This window comes from Paenibacillus sp. P36 (genome assembly GCF_045866505.1).
GTDB classification, from domain to species: Bacteria; Bacillota; Bacilli; order Paenibacillales; family NBRC-103111; genus Paenibacillus_E; species Paenibacillus_E chondroitinus.
The window spans coordinates 2114825-2134508 of the sequence record NZ_AP038372.1 but is presented as its reverse complement, the minus strand read 5'-3'; the positions used below and the strand labels follow the sequence as shown (position 1 = coordinate 2134508).

Genomic DNA, 19684 nt, shown 5'->3' with positions numbered 1-19684 from the left:
ATCATCTGGGCTAAGTACTCCATATCATATGGGAAGGGCGCGCTTCACGTGCCTATTTCTCAGACTTCTTTATGATTCTCTTTCGCTTTAACGGTTGACAGGTTGGACAAATGTGCGTTCCGCGACCGCCCACCACGGTTTTGTAGATTTCGCTGCCGCATGTTTTGCAGCTTTGCGACTGTCTGCCATAAATGTTCAGCTGATGCTGGAATAAGCCGATTTCACCTTGGCCGTTGACATACGATTTGATGGAAGATCCCCCCACCTCAACGGAATCGCTCAACGTACGAATAATCGCCTCATGCAACAGCATGAGCTCCTTCTTGCTGAGGGACGACGCCTCGCGTTCCGGATGGATACCGGCAAGGAAAAGGGACTCGTCTACATAAATATTACCGATGCCGACAATATATTCTTGATTCAGGAGCAGCGGCTTAATCTTCGTCTTTTTGTGGGCGATCCGGTCCCGGAAAGCTTCCAATGTGAAGGCCTCATCCAGCGGCTCCAAACCAAGTTTATGCAGCGGCGGCTGTGTAAGCTCTTCCCCTCTCGGGAACAAATGCATCGTGCCGAATTGTCTTACATCCTTGTACCGCAGCTCGCTGCCGTCGGTAAAACGAAATAGCACATGCGTATGAGACTCAAGCGGATCTTCCGTGCTGTACAGGCCATAGCGGCCTTCCATCCGCAGATGAGAGACCATGACGTAATCCGTTAAAACAAATCGTAAAAACTTGCCTCTGCGCTCAATCGTTTCGATCTGCTGCCCTTGCAGCAGCACTTCAAACATCTGAATATCATCAGGTTTCTGTATAATGCGGGGCAGTCTGACCTGAACCTGCTCGATCGTTTTACCGGTGATCAGATTGTTCAGTGTGCGCTTGACCGTCTCGACTTCGGGTAGTTCAGGCACGGATGTTCACCTCTTTTGAATTTGTTCAGCTTCCTTACTTGGCGTCATACCAAGTAAGGCCATAATCGACGTCCGCGCTAAGCGGCACGTCCAGTTTCAATGCCCCTGCCATGACTTCCGGCACCAGGCGGCGCATCGTCTCGAGCTCCTCTTCCGGGACCTCGAAGACGAGCTCATCGTGTACTTGAAGCAGCATGCGGCTCTTCAAGCCCTCTTTCTTCAAGCGGGCATCCATCTGCACCATTGCAAGCTTAATGATGTCTGCTGCCGTGCCCTGAATCGGCGTGTTCATCGCCGTACGCTCCGCAAACGAGCGGAGGTTGAAGTTCGAGTGCGTAATTTCCGGCAAATACCGGCGGCGCTGCAGCAGCGTCGTCACATAGCCGTCTCTGCGCGCATCCTTCACGATATCGTCCATATATTTGCGTACGCCTTGGAAGACAGCAAAATATTGTTCTATGAACTGTGCTGCATCCCGGCGAGTAATGTCCAAGTTCTGAGACAAGCCATAGTCGCTGATCCCGTAAACGATCCCGAAGTTAACGGCTTTGGCCTGACGGCGCATATTCGCATCGACGGCGCTCTCTTCCACCCCGAAGACGTCCATCGCCGTCTTCGTGTGGATGTCCATATTCTGAAGGAAAGCTTCCTTCAGCTTCTCATCCTGCGAGATGTGCGCCAGCACGCGCAGCTCGATCTGCGAGTAATCCGCAGCGAGAATGTACCATCCAGGCTCGGATGGCACGAACACTTTGCGGATCTTCCGGCCCTCCTCCAGACGAATCGGAATGTTCTGGAGGTTCGGGAACTGGCTGCTGAGCCGTCCTGTGGCGGCAATGGTCTGCCGGTAATAGGTATGCACCTTACCGGTCTCAGGCCGCACCTCTTTCAGCAGCCCTTCGACGTACGTCGATTGCAGCTTCGCCAGCTGACGGTAGTTCAAGATCTGCCCGACCACTTCGTTGTAGGGCGCGAGGCGCTCCAGCACCTCGGCATCGGTCGAGTAGCCGGTTTTGGTCTTCTTCCAAGCTGGCAGTCCCAGCTTCTCGAACAGAATCTCGCCAAGCTGCTTCGGCGAGTTGATGTTGAACTCGACGCCGGCGAGCTTGTAAATACTGGACATAATCGTGTCCAGTTTATTGACGAGCTCCACGCCGAGCGCTTTAAGCCCTTCGGCATCTACGGCGATGCCGCGCAGCTCCATCTCCGCCAGCACGCTGGCCAGCGGCTGCTCCAGTTCATAGAAGAGCTGATGCATCTCGCCCTTCTCCAGCTCTTCCGCGAGCACCGGTACCAGGCGCGCGGTTGCCATTGCTTTGCGTCCCAAGTGGTCGCTAAGCGCCGTTAGCTCCGGCAGGCGGAATTTCGCGCCTTTGCCGAACACGTCTTCGTCTGCCTTCAGACCCGGCAGGCTGTATTTCGCCGATAAGCCGCTCAACGTCAGATTCGACTCCGTTGGGTCGAGCAGGTAAGCGGCGAGCAAGACGTCGAAATCCACGCCTTTGAGCACGATGCCCTGCCAAGCCAAAGCGAGAATCGAGCGATGCAGATCGAAGAGCTGCTTCTTCTTCGAATCATCCGCCAGCCATGCCCGCAGCGGCTCGCCAGCTTCTCCTTTGAGCAGCTGGAATGGCACGTAATAGGACGTATTCACGTCCTCATCATGCGTAAACCAGACTACGCCGACATTGACGGCTTGATGTGGATTTTCACCGACAGCTTCCACATGGATCACTCCGCTGTCGCTTAATTTGCCAACTAGCTCACCTACATTGGCTTCCGTAACGACAACCGCTTCCATGCTTTCAACAACTTGTCCTTCCGCTTCCAAGTCCACAGCGCCGAAATCCATTTTCTCCAGCAAGGATTTAAATTCCAGCTTACGGAACATGCCAGCCAAGGCTTGTCCGTCAAATCCATCGTAACGGAACGTATCCCACTCGGTTTCCATCGGCACTTCACGGAAGATCGTCGCAAGCTCTTTACTCATAATCGCGTCTTTCGCGTGCTCCTCGACTTTTTCTTTCATCTTGCCCTTCAGGCTGGCTGTATTCGCAAGCACTTCTTCCACGGTGCCGAATTCATGAAGCATCTTGAGCGCAGTCTTCTCTCCAACTCCGGGAATGCCAGGGATGTTATCTGACGTATCGCCCATGAGTCCCTTTAGATCAATAATCTGCGCAGGTGTAAGACCGTACTTCTCCTTGATCTCAGCCGGATTATATAACTCAACTTCCGTAATTCCTTTGCGCGTGATCGCAACAGTGACGTGATCGGAAGCTAGCTGCAGCATATCCTTGTCTCCAGAGACAAGAAGCACTTTCTCGCCTTTGGCGTCTGCGGCTTTGGTCAGCGTGCCGATGATGTCGTCCGCTTCATAGCCGGATAGCTCAAACTGCGGAATTTTGAACGCTTTCAGCAGTTCTTTGATCAGCGGAAATTGTTCGGAAAGCTCTGACGGCGTTTTGGCCCGTCCGCCCTTGTATTCCGTATATTCTTTATGTCGAAACGTAATCTTCCCGGCATCAAAAGCAACAAGAAAATGCGTCGGCTTTTCTTCTTCTATTAATTTAAGCAGCATCGTTGTAAAACCATAAACGGCATTCGTGTGCAATCCGCTAGAATTGCTGAGAAGCGGTAAAGCATAGAAAGCTCTGTTTGCAATCGAATTTCCATCAATAATAATAAGCTTATCCATAAGTTCACACCCCGTTTTTAGACATACTTCCTTCATCATAGCATACGAAATTAAAATAAAAAAACGCTAGCGCACATAAACATGTAAGGAATCCATTAATCGATGTTCCGGTCTTCAAAAGGAGGTTCTCCGAATGAGCCCTTTTTTCTCACCAACACGTAAAAAGGTTATATTTTTCGATATGAACAATACGATTCTGGATCGCAGACAATGCTTTGACTCTGCATTCCTTGAGGTCATGAATGACTACACGGCGAGGTGGGAGCCGGACGAAACTCTCTTCACAGCCCAAGACGTTCTTCAGAGTTATAAAATGGAATGGAGCCGGCACCGCAAAGCACCGGTGCGCAGCCCTCTATCGCCGGATGAGCTTCGGCACATTTGTTTGCGCAAAGCGCTGCATCCTCTGCCAGTAAATGTGAGCACGGCGTTTACCCGAGCTTTTTTCGAACAGGTCGAGGAGCAAGAGGATCATTTTGTTGCGCTTTTTCCCGGCGTAGAGGACACGCTCGAAGCGTTATCCCAGAATTATAAGCTGGCCATCATCAGCAACGGAAACCGCAGAAGATTGCAGAGTAATTTGGATAAATTGAAGCTGACCCGATGGATTACCGAGGATCGCTTATTTAGCTCGGAGAAGGACGGTCCGCGTAAACCGCACCCCGCTATATTTGAGAGGGCTCTGAAGACCATGAACGCGGCTTCAAACCAAAGTGTGATGGTTGGCAACTCGTGGCGCAATGACGTGGTAGGAGCCGCGTCCAGCGGTCTGGACGCTATCTGGATCCATCCCGGGAATATGAAGAAAATTTCCGAACGGCGAATCGGCAAACAGAAGGTTGTTATCATCCGTTCATTTAAACAGTTGATCTACACCTTCTAATGTTTCACCCTATATTCTGGAAATAATAAATACTGCCTGGATACGCTTTGGCTTTCTTCTTGAGAGCAGCCGCGGTTTGTGAAATATGTTCAAGTGAAATGGGAGATTCACAGATGCAAACGACTAATGACAACGACAGTGTGACTCCCTCGCTTTTAACCTTATTGCCGCTCCGGTCCCATACATACTCCCATTCCTCATCTTCATAGAACATCTGCACGCCCATTTCGAACCTGCGAATCATTTCCTGGCACAGAAGCTCTGGCTCATCCGTAGAAGAAATCGCGATAAAATCATCGCCTCCCACATGCCCCACGAAATCAAGCGGGGTCCCGCAAACCGAAATCGCCTGCTGCATAATGTCAGCGGTATATTGAATCAGTTGATCCCCTTTTTGAAAACCGAACCGGTCATTAAACCATTTGAAATAGTCCAGATCCGCATAGACAACATGGAATGGCTTACTTTCATGAATCCGTTTATTCAATTCCCTATTAATTTGCAAATTCCCCGGCAAGCCCGTTAATGGATTCGCCACTCGAGCGGACTCCATCCGGACATTGGTGATACTCTCCAGAATGGCTCTGATCGAAGCAATACCCGCCATTTTTCCGCTGCTTGTAATGATGACGAGGTCATATAAATGATGAATCGACCGCGAAGTCGCCATCTGGGACACCTGCTCGACGGAAATAAACTCGTCCACAATGAGCGGCGAGTCGTCCATAATATTGTCAATCGTCCGGTTCCAAAACAAAGAGAACGCATATTGTCCCGCCAATTGCTGGAACAAGCGATCTCTCATCATAAGGCCAACCGGTTCTTCTTCACTAACGATGACAGCTCCCACTGACTCCTGGTTTTTTTTGAAATAGTCCGCCACTTCCGAAATAGGCGCTTTCTTATCGAACACTTTCACCGGTGTTTTGAGATCGCCAATGGCCCAGGTCATATGTCCTCCTTGTACTTTGCGCTGCTGCCAAATCAACATCTTCAAGCTGTCCTGAATCGTTGCAGGATCCGCCTGAGGTCTGCCCAGCAAAAAACCTTGGGCATAGTGCACCCCAAGCCTCGCCAATTTGGTCAGTTCATCAACATGTTCAATGCCCTCAGCGATCAAAGAGATGTTCATTTTTTGCGCAAAAGTAACGAATGTTTCCAATATGTACTCTTTGACTTTATTGATATGAATATCCTGGATGAGCGACCGGTCGATCTTGATGAAATCCGGTTGAAGCTCGGCAATGGCTTGCATGGACGAATATCCGGCCCCGGCATCATCGATCGCAATCCGATAACCTTGTTTCCGGTAATGCGCCAATATTTTTTGAGCCAAAGAGAAATCTTCAATGGAGGTTCTTTCTGTTATTTCAAAAACAACGTTGTTTGGACGAAGCCCGTATTTCTGTAAAATTTCCAGCGTTTTGCCCGGAACGAACCCAGGATCATACAACACATGCGAAGAAATATTAATAAAAAGCAATTGCTGCGGATGTTCCAAAATAGACCCCTGAATGGCTTTCTCCCGTGCCAACTGTTCCAGCTTGTACAGCTCACCGTGCTGCTCTGCGAATTGAAACATGGTTAGCGGCGAGTGAAAGTTACTATCTTTGGGACCACGAATTAGTGCTTCGTACCCCATTACTAGACCATCTTGCATAGAAACAATAGGCTGATAGACAGAATAAATGGAACCTTTTTCAATGATATCGTAAAATTGGAGGAGCTCTTCTGACTGAATACCCATGTCCATCATCCCTTGCATCATTTAAGTTTATTATCAGTCTATCAAACCAAATGGCAGGCTTTATTATCAATATGTAAAATGTGTGTAAAGAGTTCAAATAAAAAAGAGGGAATTGCCTTTTTGCCACGAAAAAATAGAATGACGATTGCTAGGTGCGTACAAAGGCTTGTACAAGCACGGAAAGGATTTGAAATGGAACAACAAGTCAAAATCTTGGCGGTAGATGACCGCTACGAGAACTTGCTGGCTCTCAATAGCATTCTGGCCTCTTCCCACTATGACGTGATTTCGCTGCAATCGGGTGAGGAAGTTCTTCGATATTTATTAAAGGAACCCGCCGATCATATTGCTGTCATTCTCATGGATGTTCAAATGCCTGGACTCAGCGGCTTTGAAACGGTTGAGCTGATCAAGCAGCGCAAAGCCTGTCAGGATATTCCGATCATCTTCTTAACCGCCCTCAGCACATCCATTGAGCATGTTCTAAAAGGATATCATGTGGGCTCCATTGATTACTTGTTCAAGCCTGTTCATCCCGAAATGCTGCGCATGAAAGTCGATGCTTTCGTCAATATGCATTTGGGACATCAGAAAATCAAATTTCAAAGCGAGCTCCTGCACAAACGGACGCTTGATCTCGAAGAGACGAACCGTAAGCTGGCGGAAGCTGAGGAGAAACTGAAGCAGCAGAATTCACTTTTAGAACAATGGGTCGAAGAACGGACTACGGAACTAGTAGATGCCCATGAGAAGCTGCTGAAGTCTCAGGACCATTTTCAGAAAATGTTCATGCTCTCCCCTTCCTTGATGGCCATTCGCCGTCTGCCGGATCTTACTTATATCGAAATAAATGAAAGCTGGAAGCAATATACGGGATATGGCGACGAGATCATCGGGACCAATATGGATTTATTACGATCGGATTCCGGGGAATCTATCAGCTGCGATGAAGTGATTCATAACTGCAAAGTGAAGTATGAAACCAAATCCAAGGAGACTCGAACGGCACTTCTCTCTACGGAGATCATCGATATTGAAAATGAGAGCTGCTTGCTTCAGGTGGCCGTCGACATTACGGAAAGCTTGCGCTTTGAGACGGAAATGGCTCGTCTTGCTCAGCTGAATCTGGTTGGGGAAATGGCGGCTGGCATCGCCCATGAAATTCGCAATCCGATGACGACGATTCGCGGCTTTCTGCAATTGTTTCGTGAAAACGATCGCAATATGCAAAAAGAGTATATCCCGATTATGCTCGAGGAGTTGGATCGCGCCAACGAAATTATTACCGAATATTTGTCGCTGGCCAAAAACAAACAATCCCATCAGCAGCCTGATCAAATCAACCGGATCATCGAAATGCTCCTTCCACTCATCCAAGCTGAAGCTGTCATGTCAGGCAAGCACGTTCAGTTCCAATTTGTCGATTGCCCGGTTATTCACCTTGATGATAAAGAGATGCGGCAGCTTATTCTCAATATGTGCATGAATGGGCTTGAAGCCATGACGATTGGCGGAACGCTTACGATCCAAACTTTCGAAGAAAACGGATATGTTGTCTTGCTCATTTCGGACGAGGGGACAGGCATTGATGAGAAGCATCTGGAGAAGCTTGGACGCCCTTTCTTCACCACGAAGGATGAAGGCACAGGTCTTGGTTTAGCCATCTGCTACAGTATCGCCGCCAGGCACCGTGCCTCGATTGAAGTCCAATCCAGCTCGGAGGGGACGACCTTTCTTATTCGCTTCCCTATTCCTGAACCTAAAAACGATCCTAACTAGGATCGTTTTTTTTGTTGAAGAACTACATCACATACATTACTTTAAAAGAACGTAGTTAACTAACAACCAAGGTCCTGTCACATATATTATCATCCAAAAAATGCGACTTTTCTTTATAGCAATTTGCGTTCTTTTAAATTAATTATAGCTTTCGTCGTCTGCAAGCAAAATAAATTAGAGCCTAGATATACGCTAGATTAGATTATTACGTCAATGCCTTTAAAATCTAATAAAATAGAATTAAAGGAAAGTGTTTACAAATTATTCACTTTCATTTAACACAGAATTAACACTCTATCTTTATTATAAAAACTGTACCACATACCAAATTTAGGGAGATGAGTTATTATGATGAAGAAAATTACAAAAAAAGCCACGACAATTCTGATTGTATCCTGTGCAGCACTAGTATTAGCAGTACCTGCTTTTGCCTCCACAGGCACAAGTTCAAATGTAAGTATTTCTGCTACTGGTCCAACTGGCGGAGTTAAAATTGTAAACGTTAGTGGGTCAGTCCAAGGTACTGGTGGTTCATTAACATCAAGTCAAAAAATCGAAGGAAATATGTCTGTATACGTGGGAGGAGTACTAAAGACTACAGTTCAACTACGTAATGGAATAGATAACCCAGGTCTACTAAACTCAACTTTTAGTGCTTCTGTAGGTCAAACAGTTCAAGCAAATCTTACTGGTTGGATTTTAGAAAACTTTAGTGCCGTCTATTATACTAGTGACTCAGATTCTTTAGCTCTTTAATTTTCCAATAAAAAAAGTACTCTTCTGGAACTCCAAAAGGGTACTTTTTCTCTATTGTTGATCCAGAAGTTATTTCTTATGCAAACATCAAAAGTGTGTGAGGGAAATAGTTATGTTCAAATTTCGTATTTATATACTAATATTTATAGTAGCTTCAAGCACATTACTATTAGGGGCTAATTATTATTCTCAAACCAAAGAAAAAAAGCTATTAAATATTGCTTTTGAAGAATATCAAAAAGATCAAGTTAAATTGTGGTTATCGAAACTACATGCAGATGTACTTAATACTTACGAATTAAATAAAAATGATTACTATTATTACAATCTTTTAAATGATAAAAAATTTGCTGAACTGTCCGAACGAGACAATAATGATCTTTTATACTTATTATATCAAAATTATAATAAATCTGGTTTAGCAAAATCTGGAGATACTGCTATCGGAGTTTTCATAAAAAAAGAACTGCCTATAGCCGAAGTTTGTTTTGTATATGTCTCAACAGATGACAAATTAAACCATATGATAAAATTTAATAAAGATAAACAAAATATATGGAGTATTACTAATATTGAATCAAAAGTTGGGGAACCTCCGCTAAAACTTCAAACTCTGAGTATTGAGGAATTTGCTAAGAACTATAATAGCCAAAAAGACCATTGATTAACTCTTTCTTTTTAAATAAAAACAAATTATCACTTAAAAATATTCATACCATTTGTTGATTTTATTTATCAATGATATTGAGCTGTTATAGGTTAGATAAGAATTAAATATTAAACTAATCAGTTTTCATCTTTTATAACATGCTATAAAAAAGCATATGTAACCTAAAACAGTTTTCCACCAACTGTTTTAAATACATATGCTTCTTTGCAAATATTTTAACTACACGTTCAAATCTTTACGCTTGCCGGTTACCATATAAATGACGCCTTCACCAATATTGGTCGTGTGATCTGCTACCCGCTCCAGGAAGTGGGCAACCAGCAGCAAATGCGTCAGCTGGCGATTGCGGTTGTAATCGGAATTCATCATTCCCATCAGCTCTGTCATGACTGTGCTGTACATTTTATCAACACGATCATCCTTCTCAGCCAGTGCCGCAGCACGATGTACATCACGCTCAGTGTAGGACAGAAGGCTTTCCTGCAGCATCTCGATGGCGATATTCGCCATTTGCGGAATCGTCTCGAGAGGCTTCACAAGTTCCTCTCCAGCGAAGCGGATTGTAATTTTGGCGATGTCTACGGCATGATCAGCAATACGCTCCAAATCAATGGCGATTTTGAGTGCTGTGCCGATAATGCGCAGGTCACTCGCCATAGGCTGCTGCAAAGCAATGAGACGCAGTGACAGTTCATCAATCCTTGTTAAATAATCATCGATTTGATCGTCATTGTTAATTACTTGCTGCGCAGCTTTCTCATTGAGCGTTGCCAGAGAATTAACGGAAGTAAGAATCAATTCCTTAACACTTTCCCCCATCTCAAGCAGTTCTTTTTGCAGCAAAGTTAATGATTGATGAAACCCGGGTCTTGCATCCATGTACGTTGCCCCTTCCAGTAATTGTTAGCCGAATCTTCCTGTGATGTAATCTTCGGTACGTTGATCGTTCGGATTTGTAAAGATTTTATCGGTTTTGTCAGTTTCGACTAAATACCCGTTCAAGAAAAAGGAGGTCATATCGGAAATTCTGGCTGCTTGCTGCATGTTGTGAGTTACGATAATGATCGTATATTTGTCTTTCAGGGTTTGTGTAAGCTCTTCAACCTTCAACGTTGAAATTGGGTCTAAGGCAGATGTAGGCTCATCCATCAAGAGAACATCCGGCTCTACGGCAAGCAAACGAGCGATACATAATCGCTGCTGTTGTCCACCGGACAATCCAAGTGCGGATTTGTTCAAGCGATCCTTAACTTCATCCCATAATGCGGCTTGTACGAGGCTGCGTTCTACGATTTCATCAAGCAAGGCTTTTTTCTTGATGCCATGAATGCGTGGGCCATAAGCAATATTGTCATAAATACTCATCGGGAACGGATTCGGGCGTTGAAACACCATGCCTACACGTTTACGCAAAGAAACGACATCTGAATCAGAACCATAAATGTTATGGCCGTCTACTGCGACATTTCCCGTAATACGAACACTGTCAATCAAGTCATTCATTCGGTTCAAAGTACGCAGGAACGTTGATTTCCCACAACCTGAAGGTCCAATCAATGCCGCAATACTTCCTTTTTCAATCGTTAGGTCAATATCGTGGAGCGCGTGATTTTCTCCGTAAAATAAGTTCAATTTATCTGCTTTAATCTTTGTTTTCGTCATCGTTGAAGTCGACATTGTTTATTTCCCCCCGGAAAGTCTTTTTTGTAAGATTCGGCTTGGTATGCTGACCAACAGGTTAAAGATAAGTACAACGATCAGAAGCAGCGCGGCACTTCCTTTGGCAATGTCTTTCGCATCTGGCACAAGCGCTTCAGCACCTACATACCATAGATGAACGGATAACGTCTCACCCATGTTCAGAGGGTTGAAATCCGGGAAGAAACGGGAGACCGATAACCCGGCTGTGTAAATAAGAATGGCGGATTCACCTAATGCACGGCCTGCAATCAGCGTGATTCCTGTGATCAAACTAGGCAGAGCTGCTGGAATAAGTACTTTGCGGATAGCTTGCCACTTGGTTGAACCCAGCGCTAAGCTTGCTTCCCAATAGGACTCCGGAACCGTGCGGATCGATTCTTCCGTAACCCTGACCATAACAGGCAAATTCAACAGGGCTACCGTCGCCGCGCCGCCGAGAATGGAAAACTTCAGCCCGAGCAAATTGGCAAAAAGCAAGAATCCAAACAATCCAAAAACGATGGAAGGTACAGAAGACAAAGCCTCAACGGATATACGAACAAGATCCGTAAACCAATTCTTTTGTGCATAAATCGCTAAGTAAATGCCTGAGAACAATCCGATTGGAATGGAGATCAGGAGAGATAAGATCAAGACATAGAAAGAGTTGAACAATTGAGGCCCAACGCCCCCGCCAGCTTTAATTTCTTCCGGCTTCCCGAAAATGAAATGCCAGGACAGATGAGGAATGCCATCCCCCAAAATCCGAAAGAGAAACCAAGCCAAAATTCCTATGATAAGTATGCCTGACGCCCAAAAATATACCGTCGCAATCCGGTCCGTTGATTTACTTGTCATTTCACTTCACTCCTTTTTGCAACAATACGAATGATGATAATTAAGGATAAGGAGATCACAAGTAAAAGCAGCGCCATCATGTACAACGCATTGTTCCAAGTTGATCCGTAATTTGTATTCCCCATGTCTTTCACGATTGCTGTTGTTAATACCGTTGTAGAATCCAACAACGATTTAGGCATTTGAGGTGAGTTACCAATAACCATAAATACAGCCATGGTTTCTCCAATTGCGCGGCCCATCCCAAGGATAATTGCTGTTAAAATACCCGGTCTAGCTGCTGGCAGCAGTACGCGCCACATCGTTTGCCAGCGTGTTGCTCCAAGCGCAAGAGATGCTTCCTCCAGACGGCTGGGAAGCGCTCGGATCGCGTCCTCAGAGATGGAGAGAATTGTTGGTAGAATCATAATTGCTAATATGATAGAAGCAGGCAGAATGCCGTAAGCGACATCGCCGGTTATTTTGCCTATGGCAGGAACAATGACTGTCATCCCGATCAAACCGTAGACAACCGAAGGAATACCTACGAATAAATCAGTCGCTGGGCGCATAATTTCCCGCATCCATTTCGGAGCAATTTTGGCCATGAATAATGCACCGGACAAAGCCAGCGGTACTGAAATGACGACGGAAACAAGCGTCATCAGCAAGGTGCTGTATAGAAATGGAAACGCTCCGAATTTATTTGAGCCTGGTGTCCAGTCCGTAGAGAAGAAAAACTCCAAAGGACTTACTCCCTGAAACGTCTTGATCCCTTGCATCCCTACGAAAATGATGATTGAAAAAATAATCGCCGATACAAGAGCAGCACTAAGGACAAACACCCAACGCATGAGACTGTCTTGTCTATGTTGTCCTCGGGTCCACTTGGAAACAATTGGACGGCTTTTGCTCTCTGAACTCGCATTTGATAGTTTGTCTGCTACGGAATTCACTGGGTTAATCCCCCTTTATTTAATACCACATGCCCTAACATGTCATACTGTTATGATAGGACATGAATGTCATTGCATCGTTAATGAATTGTAAAGGCAATGTAAAAGTTTGTTGAATTATCGTCTCGTACGCCAAAAAGAGCGCCCGCATGATGCGAACGCCCTAGATGAGAAATCCAATTATTTAGAAAGTAAATCAGCAGGTAAGAATTTCAAATCACGAACTTGTTTACCTTGGAATTCTTTGCTCATGATATATGCGATGAAAGCTTTTGCCGGATCTTTTGCTTCGCCTTTTGTATACATAAGTTCAACACCAAACAGTTTGTAAGTGCCGTTTTTGATGTTATCTTCGGAGAATGCTACGCCATCGATTTTCAAAGCTTTAACTGTATCATCGATATAAGGAGTATCTACATAACCGATGGAACCGGATTGACCAACAACAGCAGTTTTCATAGCACCGCTATTTTCTTGTGTAATACCGTCTTTTGTAAAATCTTTGCCATCAAGGATGATGTTTTTCACAAGTGTACGGGAACCGGAGCTGTCTGGACGGTGTACAAGAACGATTTTCGCATCGTTACCGCCAACTTCTTTCCAGTTTGTGATTTTACCCATGTAGATGTCAGCAGCTTGTTGTTTTGTTACGTTGTCTACTTTTACATCTTTGTTAACGATGAATGCGAATGGAGCAATCGCTACTTTATTTGGTTTAAGATCTTTATCTTTATATTCTGCAGATGCTTCTACGTCGGAGTTACCGATATCGGAAGTACCATCAGCTACGTTTTTAATTCCTGTGCCTGAACCACCAGCTGTAACTTGAATCGTTACTTTAGGGTTCTTATCCATAAATTCCTGAGCCGCTTGCTTAACTAATGGAAGCAATGCGCTTGAACCGGAAGCCGTGATTGTACCGCTAAGTTCTGTTTTAGGTGTATCAGAAGGCTTTGCAGACGCTGTAGCAGCTGTTGTTGCAGCAGGTGTAGCGGAAGCGCCATTTGTTTTTGTTTCTGTTTTTGCTCCGCATCCAACCAATGACCCCATCATTAATACCGCGGATAGTGTTAATGTAATTCCTTTTTTCGACATGAACTTGAACATAGTCAGCATGTCCTCCTTTTATTTTATGTTGCTTCTCTTGTTAGTTTCGATTTCCTTGTTTGTCCCTCGCAACTAACTTACAAATACATCGTAACAATCGAATGTAAAATCCAAACCCATGAAACGTAAACGTAATGTAAAACTTTTTCATAGGACTTTTGATAGACTTGTATGGTTAATTTTACATCTTATTTACACAGTTCGACGCTTTAGTTAATAGAAGCATCCTATATTTATAAGTAGAAACAAGAAACGCGTCATATCTTGTCTATTTATGGGGGGATGAATGTGAGCCGATTATTTTTCTTCAACATGACCATGCGTGCCAAATTAATCGTCAGTTTCAGTGGGGTGCTCTTGATTTTTCTGGCTGTTGCTTATTTCAATCTTCATCAAGTTAGTCAAATCAAACAACATATGAATGATCAGAATGACAAGGTCGAACTCAAAGTAATGGCATTGGAACTAAAGGAAATGGTCCAAGACATGAACATTATTGCGTCAGGATTGGAGATTTCGAAGAAACCAGAATACATATTTAAGTACAATGCCAAACGCCAGCCATTCAATGATTATATTAAAAAAATAGGAGATACCGCCTCTACGCCTGATCAGCTAAAATGGCGCAGCCAATTAATCCAAGCCTCCGTTGACTACATTAATAACTTTGATTCTGCCGCCAAAATGATACAAGTTAATAATGGTACGAGCACTAAGGATTTAGAAATCAACCTGATGTATCTCTATAATGAGTCTCAGGATCTGAAAAATGTGATTTTTGATCTAGTCGATAAGTTCTATTTGACCTATGCGGAGTCGGCTGATCAAGCCATCGTGTCCTCCACCAAAGCTTTGGACAGCACGAGTCTGGTTATGATGTACGCATCTATCATTGTACTTGTGATTACAGTTTTGATTGCTTTCTTCTTGATTCGTTCTTTCATCCGGCCGATTCAAAAGCTGCAAAAAGCCGTTTCGCTTATCGCGGCAGGAGATTTAACACATACGATCAATGCCACATCCAAAGATGAGCTGGGTCAACTCAGCCAAAGCTTCGACCATATGATTCGCCAAGTGCGGCATATGCTTTACGCTACGAAGCAAATCGCCTCTTCTTTAAGCGATCACTCGCATGAATTTCATCGTTTCTCCCAGCTTACGGCTTCCGCTAATACGGACATCTTGAAAGCGATCAATGAAATTTCACACGGGGCCGATGAGCAGGCCATTCAAACCGAGTCCAGCTCATTAATTATTACAGAGCTGGAAGCGGAGATTCGGGACATTACCGCCTATACCTATGAAATGATAAAAACAAGTGATGAGGCCGCAGCCGGTACACTGCAAGGCACAGGTTATGTTCGTGCGCTGAAGGTTTCGTCCGAACAGTCGCAAGAGGTGCTGCATAAAGTTGATGCAGCTATGCAGACCTTGGCCGCCAGCTCGAAGCAGATTGGCGCCATCACACGTTCGATTACGGAGATATCGACGCAAACGAACGTCCTGGCCCTGAACGCCGCGATTGAAGCGGCTAGGGCCGGCGTGCACGGCCGCGGCTTCTCCGTGATCGCGGATGAGGTTCGTCAGCTGTCGCAGCAGACGAACGATTCGTCCAAGACGATCAGCGGCATTACGCAGGCGCTGCAGAAACAAATCCAAGAGCTGCAAAGCTCGCTCTTGGAAGCAAAAGATTCTGCGGTTACCCAGAATCATCGTGTTGCGGACACGCTCAGCTCTTTCGAGAGCATCGAGCATTCCATGACCGGGATCAAGGAGCAGATTGAGCACATTCATTTGAAAATCGAGCAGGCGCGTTCCAAGAACGATCAGCTTGTTGGCTCCGTTCAGTTCGTGGCGGCGATTGCCCAAGAAACCGCGGCTGGTGTAGAGGAAGTCAACTCCACTTCCATCCAGCAGGATGCGTCCATCCGCCGCATTGCCGAAGAGTCCGATGACATTCTCGCGTTGGCTGACCGATTATTCGCAGAGATTAGCAAGTTCCAGATCATTGAAACCGATGAGGAAATGGCGAATGGTCAGGATAGCGCTGATAAGGATCATACTCCTGACGATGAAGATACAGAAGGTCATAGTGATATTGACGGTGACGGACACAGTCCAGAACAAATTGAGGCAATCTTTACAGTGACTAAAGAGGACGTAACCACGATTTTGGACGATGCCGCTCATGCGAAGGAAGCTATAGAAGTTAAAGAAGCTGAAGCCGATACAAAGAAAGCGGAAGCAAACTCGAAGGATAAAAAAGAGCCTGTACTTATTGGATAACCTAAAAGTTGAAAAAAGAGGCTCTCCCTCGGTCACTCGATGACTTGTGGGAGAGCCTTTTTTAATGTACGAAACGCCCTTCTTCCGGCATTGCAACTTCGTTAAAATGGTCAGCCAAGTTCGCCAATTGACTCGTCAGTTCCTCCCCGCGCATCGGTGTGCCATGTCCGGTCACTGCCAAGCTCGGGCGAAGTTGATTCAATTTCTTGACGGAGGCTGCTGCAGCTTCCCAATCGCTCGTAAAAAACTTCGGCGGACCGCTGATTTCCTGTGTCTGGAGAAACACACGGTAAAGTGACTCCTGTTTTACAGTGACAAAAGCATCGCCAGCGATTAATGAGCGGTCTTTTTCCCGGAAAAGCGAAATATGGCCTGGCGTATGTCCCGGTGTATGTATCCATTGCCAATCAGGCAGACCAGGAATGGAGCCCCCCTCCTGTAACGCCTTCACATGATCCCCGAGGTTGATGCCATGATTCGGGAACAACGGAGAAAGCTCACTCATAAGTCCCCCGTTCACCGTCGAGTCCCCTTCGGGGTAATTCGCTTTTCCTGTTAAATAAGGGATTTCCTGCTCATGCGCGAATACAGGTACATCCCAATGTTCAAGCAGCTCTGCAAGCGCTCCGACATGATCAAAATGTCCGTGAGTCAAAATAATGCCCTGCGGCTTCGTCATTGTCCCAAAACGATCCTCCGCCAATTGAATGATGTTGTCCGCGGAATGCGGCATCCCAGCGTCGACCAGAAACCATGTCTTCGATTTACTGGTTGGATTGCCGATCAAACATATATTAACGAACTGAATGCAGTAGCAATACATATCAATACTCACTTCGTGGCCTTCCCCGCTTGATACCGTCGTTAACGGGATATGTGTATGCTCGTAGGTGGACTCCAATTGTCTTGCCCCTTTTCAGATGGATTTCTATTATCATCTCCTTTACCGATTCGGATTATCTGAACAATCATAAGAAAGACCAACCTGCTTCGCGTTTCGCGCAGGTTGGTCTTTTGGCTTAAATTTTTTGTGGAAGTTTTCTAATAATTTCTATCTTCCGAATGCGGTTGGCATCCCTCTCCCGAACGATAAAGGTCAAATCCTCATAATCCCATGGCTTGCCTTTTTCCAGCTCAGGTTGCTTACTATACAGCCACCCGCCTATTGAATCGACTTCCTCATGATCCAGTTTCGTTTCAAGATAATGATTGACTTCATCTACTAGCGCAGTTCCTTTGATCAAAAATCGGTTGCCATCCAGCGTTTCAATATCCCGCTTCTCATCCTTATCAAATTCGTCCCGAATCTCACCGACGATCTCCTCAAGGATGTCCTCAATGGTGATTAAGCCGGCCGTACCACCGTACTCATCCAGTAACAACGCGATATGCACCTGTTCTTGCTGCATTTTCTTCAATAGCTGCTTGATGGGCATGACATCAGGCACAGTCATGACGGGCTGCAGTAACGCGGTAAAATCACAATTAGGATTGTTATCATAACTCAAGAAAAACTGTTTGGTATTCACGAAACCAATAATATCATCCTTATTCTCTTTGGCCACAGGAAAACGGGTATATTGTTCTCGCTTAATGATCTCCAAATTCTCTTTCAACGATTTGTTAGCGTATAAGCAGACCATGTCGGTCCGCGGAACCATGATTTCACGAGCTAACAACTCATCGAATGTAAAAATTCGATCTGTGTAGCCGTATTCTGTTTTATTAATTTTGCCGCTTTGGTAACTTTCCTGAAGAATTAGGCGAATCTCTTCCTCGGAGTGGGCTTCTTCATGTTCGCTGGCTGGCTTCATACCGAGCAATTTGATCATGCCATTCGCAGACCCATTAAGCAGCCAAATAAATGGGTACATGATTTTGTGGAAAATAACAATAATAGGTGCTGTTAGCACTGCGATTTGCTCAGCTTTTTGAATAGCAAGCGACTTTGGCGCAAGTTCACCAAGAACAACATGAAGATATGTCATTAAAACAAAAGCGATACCGAAGGATAAGATGTGTGACAAGCTGTCACTTATGGTTAATAGTTGGAATAAGGGGTGCAGCAATTTCTCTACGGTCGGCTCCCCTAACCAACCAAGACCGAGAGCTGTGATTGTAATCCCCAGTTGGCAGGCGGACAAGTAAGCATCGAGATTTGTAGTTACCTTCTGCACGGCAAGCGCATTCTTGCTACCTTCAAGTACCATCTGTTCAACACGGCTGGGACGGAGCTTAATGATTGCAAATTCGGTAGCCACGAAAAAAGCGGTTAATAATATGAGCAAAGCAATTAAAAATAGATTCAACACCATGGCAACTCATCCTTTACGAAATGAATTATTCTTATAAACAGTTCTTATGAACTATTCTAATATAATATGATGAAACAAACAAAGTTCGTTTTAAGCCATAATCGATTATTTTTTACTTTATTGGGGGAAATCGTTGGCAGATACCGGCCTTCTCATGAAATCTTTCCTTTTGACATGGCCTAAACCGTATTTTATTATAAGTTCATATGAACTGTTCAATTACAGACGAGGTGATGTCAAAATGGAAACATTAACTTTTAGACGCAAAGATATGGCTGATTTAATGTTGTCTTTGAGTGGTCATCTAGAGAAATCACCTCTGGCTATCCTGCAAGACACATGGCGAATCCAGCATGAGAATGATTTGGAGCAGGGAAAATCCATGTCTGCCTTTCTATCGACGACGCTTCCTCCCCTCATTGAGAAAATGATCAAGTCAGAGATTAAGCCGGCTTTCTCCTTAAGCGACATCGTTGCACTTGGTACTCAAGTAGAGTTTACACAATTTAGTGTTACCTCTATTCAGAACTGGGTGAAACGTGATTTCAAAGAACTGATCGGACTTCCGGAGGATGGGAAGAAATATTCCCTTAAACAAGTAGCTTTGTTTTTCATCATCGAGGACCTGCGCTCTTCGTTGGACTATGACTCCATCCGCAAATTGTTCCATATATTATTTAGTTCCACATCCTATAGCTGCGCAGAACAAACCATTACTCCTCTTAAGTTTTATTCGATCTATTCGGAGCTGTACGAAGTATTGGATGCTCGTTACAGAAATTACGTGGGAAATAGTCAGGATTTTATCTCCAAGTGGGATCAAATGTTGGATGAGGCGGCACATGAGTACGCCGTTTCACATTGCCCGCATGCGAATGCCAAGGAGCAGGAGATGCTCAAAAATGCCATTCATGTCGCTATCATTTCCGTCCATTCGTCCAGTTTTAACTCTTTGGCAAGACGATATGTGAACGGCATGGTATTTCTGCACAGTTTTAAATAATAATAGACAAAAAAGGCCAAGAACCATTCACCGGTTCTTGGCCTTTCTCTGTAA

16 protein-coding genes are annotated in these 19684 nt (G+C 44.9%); 6 read left to right on the top strand and 10 right to left on the bottom strand.

Annotated elements, in window-relative coordinates; translation table 11 throughout:
- Positions 1–52 precede the first annotated feature (52 nt).
- Positions 53–913 (bottom strand): DNA-formamidopyrimidine glycosylase, encoded by an 861-nt coding sequence (mutM, locus tag ACKTT9_RS09715; RefSeq protein WP_181646699.1) that lies wholly within the window; start codon positions 911–913, stop codon positions 53–55.
- A gap of 34 nt (positions 914–947) precedes the next feature.
- Complete coding sequence (gene polA, locus ACKTT9_RS09710) at positions 948–3611, bottom strand: DNA polymerase I (protein ID WP_407871382.1); 2664 nt, start codon at positions 3609–3611, stop codon at positions 948–950.
- Between the two features lie 133 nt (positions 3612–3744).
- On the opposite strand from polA, the gene ACKTT9_RS09705 reads away from it, so the two are divergent.
- The gene (locus tag ACKTT9_RS09705; protein WP_407871381.1) at positions 3745–4494 is read left to right on the top strand and encodes an HAD family hydrolase; all 750 of its coding nucleotides are present in this window, start codon (positions 3745–3747) and stop codon (positions 4492–4494) included.
- A gap of 4 nt (positions 4495–4498) precedes the next feature.
- Here ACKTT9_RS09705 and ACKTT9_RS09700 read toward each other — a convergent pair whose 3' ends face one another.
- Complete coding sequence (locus ACKTT9_RS09700) at positions 4499–6241, bottom strand: GGDEF domain-containing protein (RefSeq protein ID WP_407871380.1); 1743 nt, start codon at positions 6239–6241, stop codon at positions 4499–4501.
- 192 nt (positions 6242–6433) lie between these two features.
- Between ACKTT9_RS09700 and ACKTT9_RS09695 the strand changes: the two genes are divergently transcribed.
- From ACKTT9_RS09695 to ACKTT9_RS09685, 3 genes are all read left to right on the top strand, one after another.
- Positions 6434–8020 carry a response regulator gene (locus tag ACKTT9_RS09695; protein ID WP_407871379.1) on the top strand — a complete coding sequence of 529 codons (1587 nt, stop codon included), beginning with the start codon at positions 6434–6436 and terminating at the stop codon, positions 8018–8020.
- 348 nt (positions 8021–8368) lie between these two features.
- The gene (locus tag ACKTT9_RS09690; RefSeq protein ID WP_407871378.1) at positions 8369–8776 is read left to right on the top strand and encodes a hypothetical protein; all 408 of its coding nucleotides are present in this window, start codon (positions 8369–8371) and stop codon (positions 8774–8776) included.
- A 112-nt stretch (positions 8777–8888) separates the two neighbouring features.
- A complete protein-coding gene (locus tag ACKTT9_RS09685) occupies positions 8889–9440 on the top strand; it encodes a hypothetical protein (protein WP_407871377.1) in 552 nt (183 codons plus the stop codon).
- A 225-nt stretch (positions 9441–9665) separates the two neighbouring features.
- Here the strand turns inward: ACKTT9_RS09685 and phoU are convergent, their stop codons facing one another.
- From phoU to ACKTT9_RS09660, 5 genes are all read right to left on the bottom strand, one after another.
- On the bottom strand, positions 9666–10325 hold the full coding sequence (gene phoU / locus ACKTT9_RS09680; RefSeq protein WP_127457814.1) for a phosphate signaling complex protein PhoU: 660 nt from the start codon (positions 10323–10325) through the stop codon (positions 9666–9668).
- Between the two features lie 24 nt (positions 10326–10349).
- Positions 10350–11123, bottom strand: coding sequence for a phosphate ABC transporter ATP-binding protein PstB (pstB, locus tag ACKTT9_RS09675; RefSeq protein ID WP_157322830.1), 774 nt, complete (start codon positions 11121–11123; stop codon positions 10350–10352).
- A 3-nt stretch (positions 11124–11126) separates the two neighbouring features.
- Positions 11127–11984, bottom strand: coding sequence for a phosphate ABC transporter permease PstA (pstA, locus tag ACKTT9_RS09670; RefSeq protein WP_127457816.1), 858 nt, complete (start codon positions 11982–11984; stop codon positions 11127–11129).
- A complete protein-coding gene (gene pstC / locus ACKTT9_RS09665) occupies positions 11981–12919 on the bottom strand; it encodes a phosphate ABC transporter permease subunit PstC (RefSeq protein ID WP_407871376.1) in 939 nt (312 codons plus the stop codon). Before pstC ends, pstA begins: the two co-directional genes overlap by 4 nt.
- A gap of 180 nt (positions 12920–13099) precedes the next feature.
- The gene (locus ACKTT9_RS09660) at positions 13100–14026 is read right to left on the bottom strand and encodes a phosphate ABC transporter substrate-binding protein (RefSeq protein ID WP_407871375.1); all 927 of its coding nucleotides are present in this window, start codon (positions 14024–14026) and stop codon (positions 13100–13102) included.
- A 288-nt stretch (positions 14027–14314) separates the two neighbouring features.
- On the opposite strand from ACKTT9_RS09660, the gene ACKTT9_RS09655 reads away from it, so the two are divergent.
- Complete coding sequence (locus ACKTT9_RS09655; protein ID WP_407871374.1) at positions 14315–16312, top strand: methyl-accepting chemotaxis protein; 1998 nt, start codon at positions 14315–14317, stop codon at positions 16310–16312.
- Positions 16313–16373: 61 nt separating this feature from the next.
- Here ACKTT9_RS09655 and ACKTT9_RS09650 read toward each other — a convergent pair whose 3' ends face one another.
- Complete coding sequence (locus tag ACKTT9_RS09650) at positions 16374–17213, bottom strand: MBL fold metallo-hydrolase (RefSeq protein WP_407871373.1); 840 nt, start codon at positions 17211–17213, stop codon at positions 16374–16376.
- Positions 17214–17331: 118 nt separating this feature from the next.
- On the bottom strand, positions 17332–18627 hold the full coding sequence (locus ACKTT9_RS09645; RefSeq protein ID WP_407871372.1) for a hemolysin family protein: 1296 nt from the start codon (positions 18625–18627) through the stop codon (positions 17332–17334).
- Between the two features lie 241 nt (positions 18628–18868).
- On the opposite strand from ACKTT9_RS09645, the gene ACKTT9_RS09640 reads away from it, so the two are divergent.
- Positions 18869–19630: a DUF1836 domain-containing protein gene (locus ACKTT9_RS09640; protein ID WP_407871371.1), complete on the top strand. Its 762-nt coding sequence runs from the start codon at positions 18869–18871 to the stop codon at positions 19628–19630.
- Positions 19631–19684 lie beyond the last annotated feature (54 nt).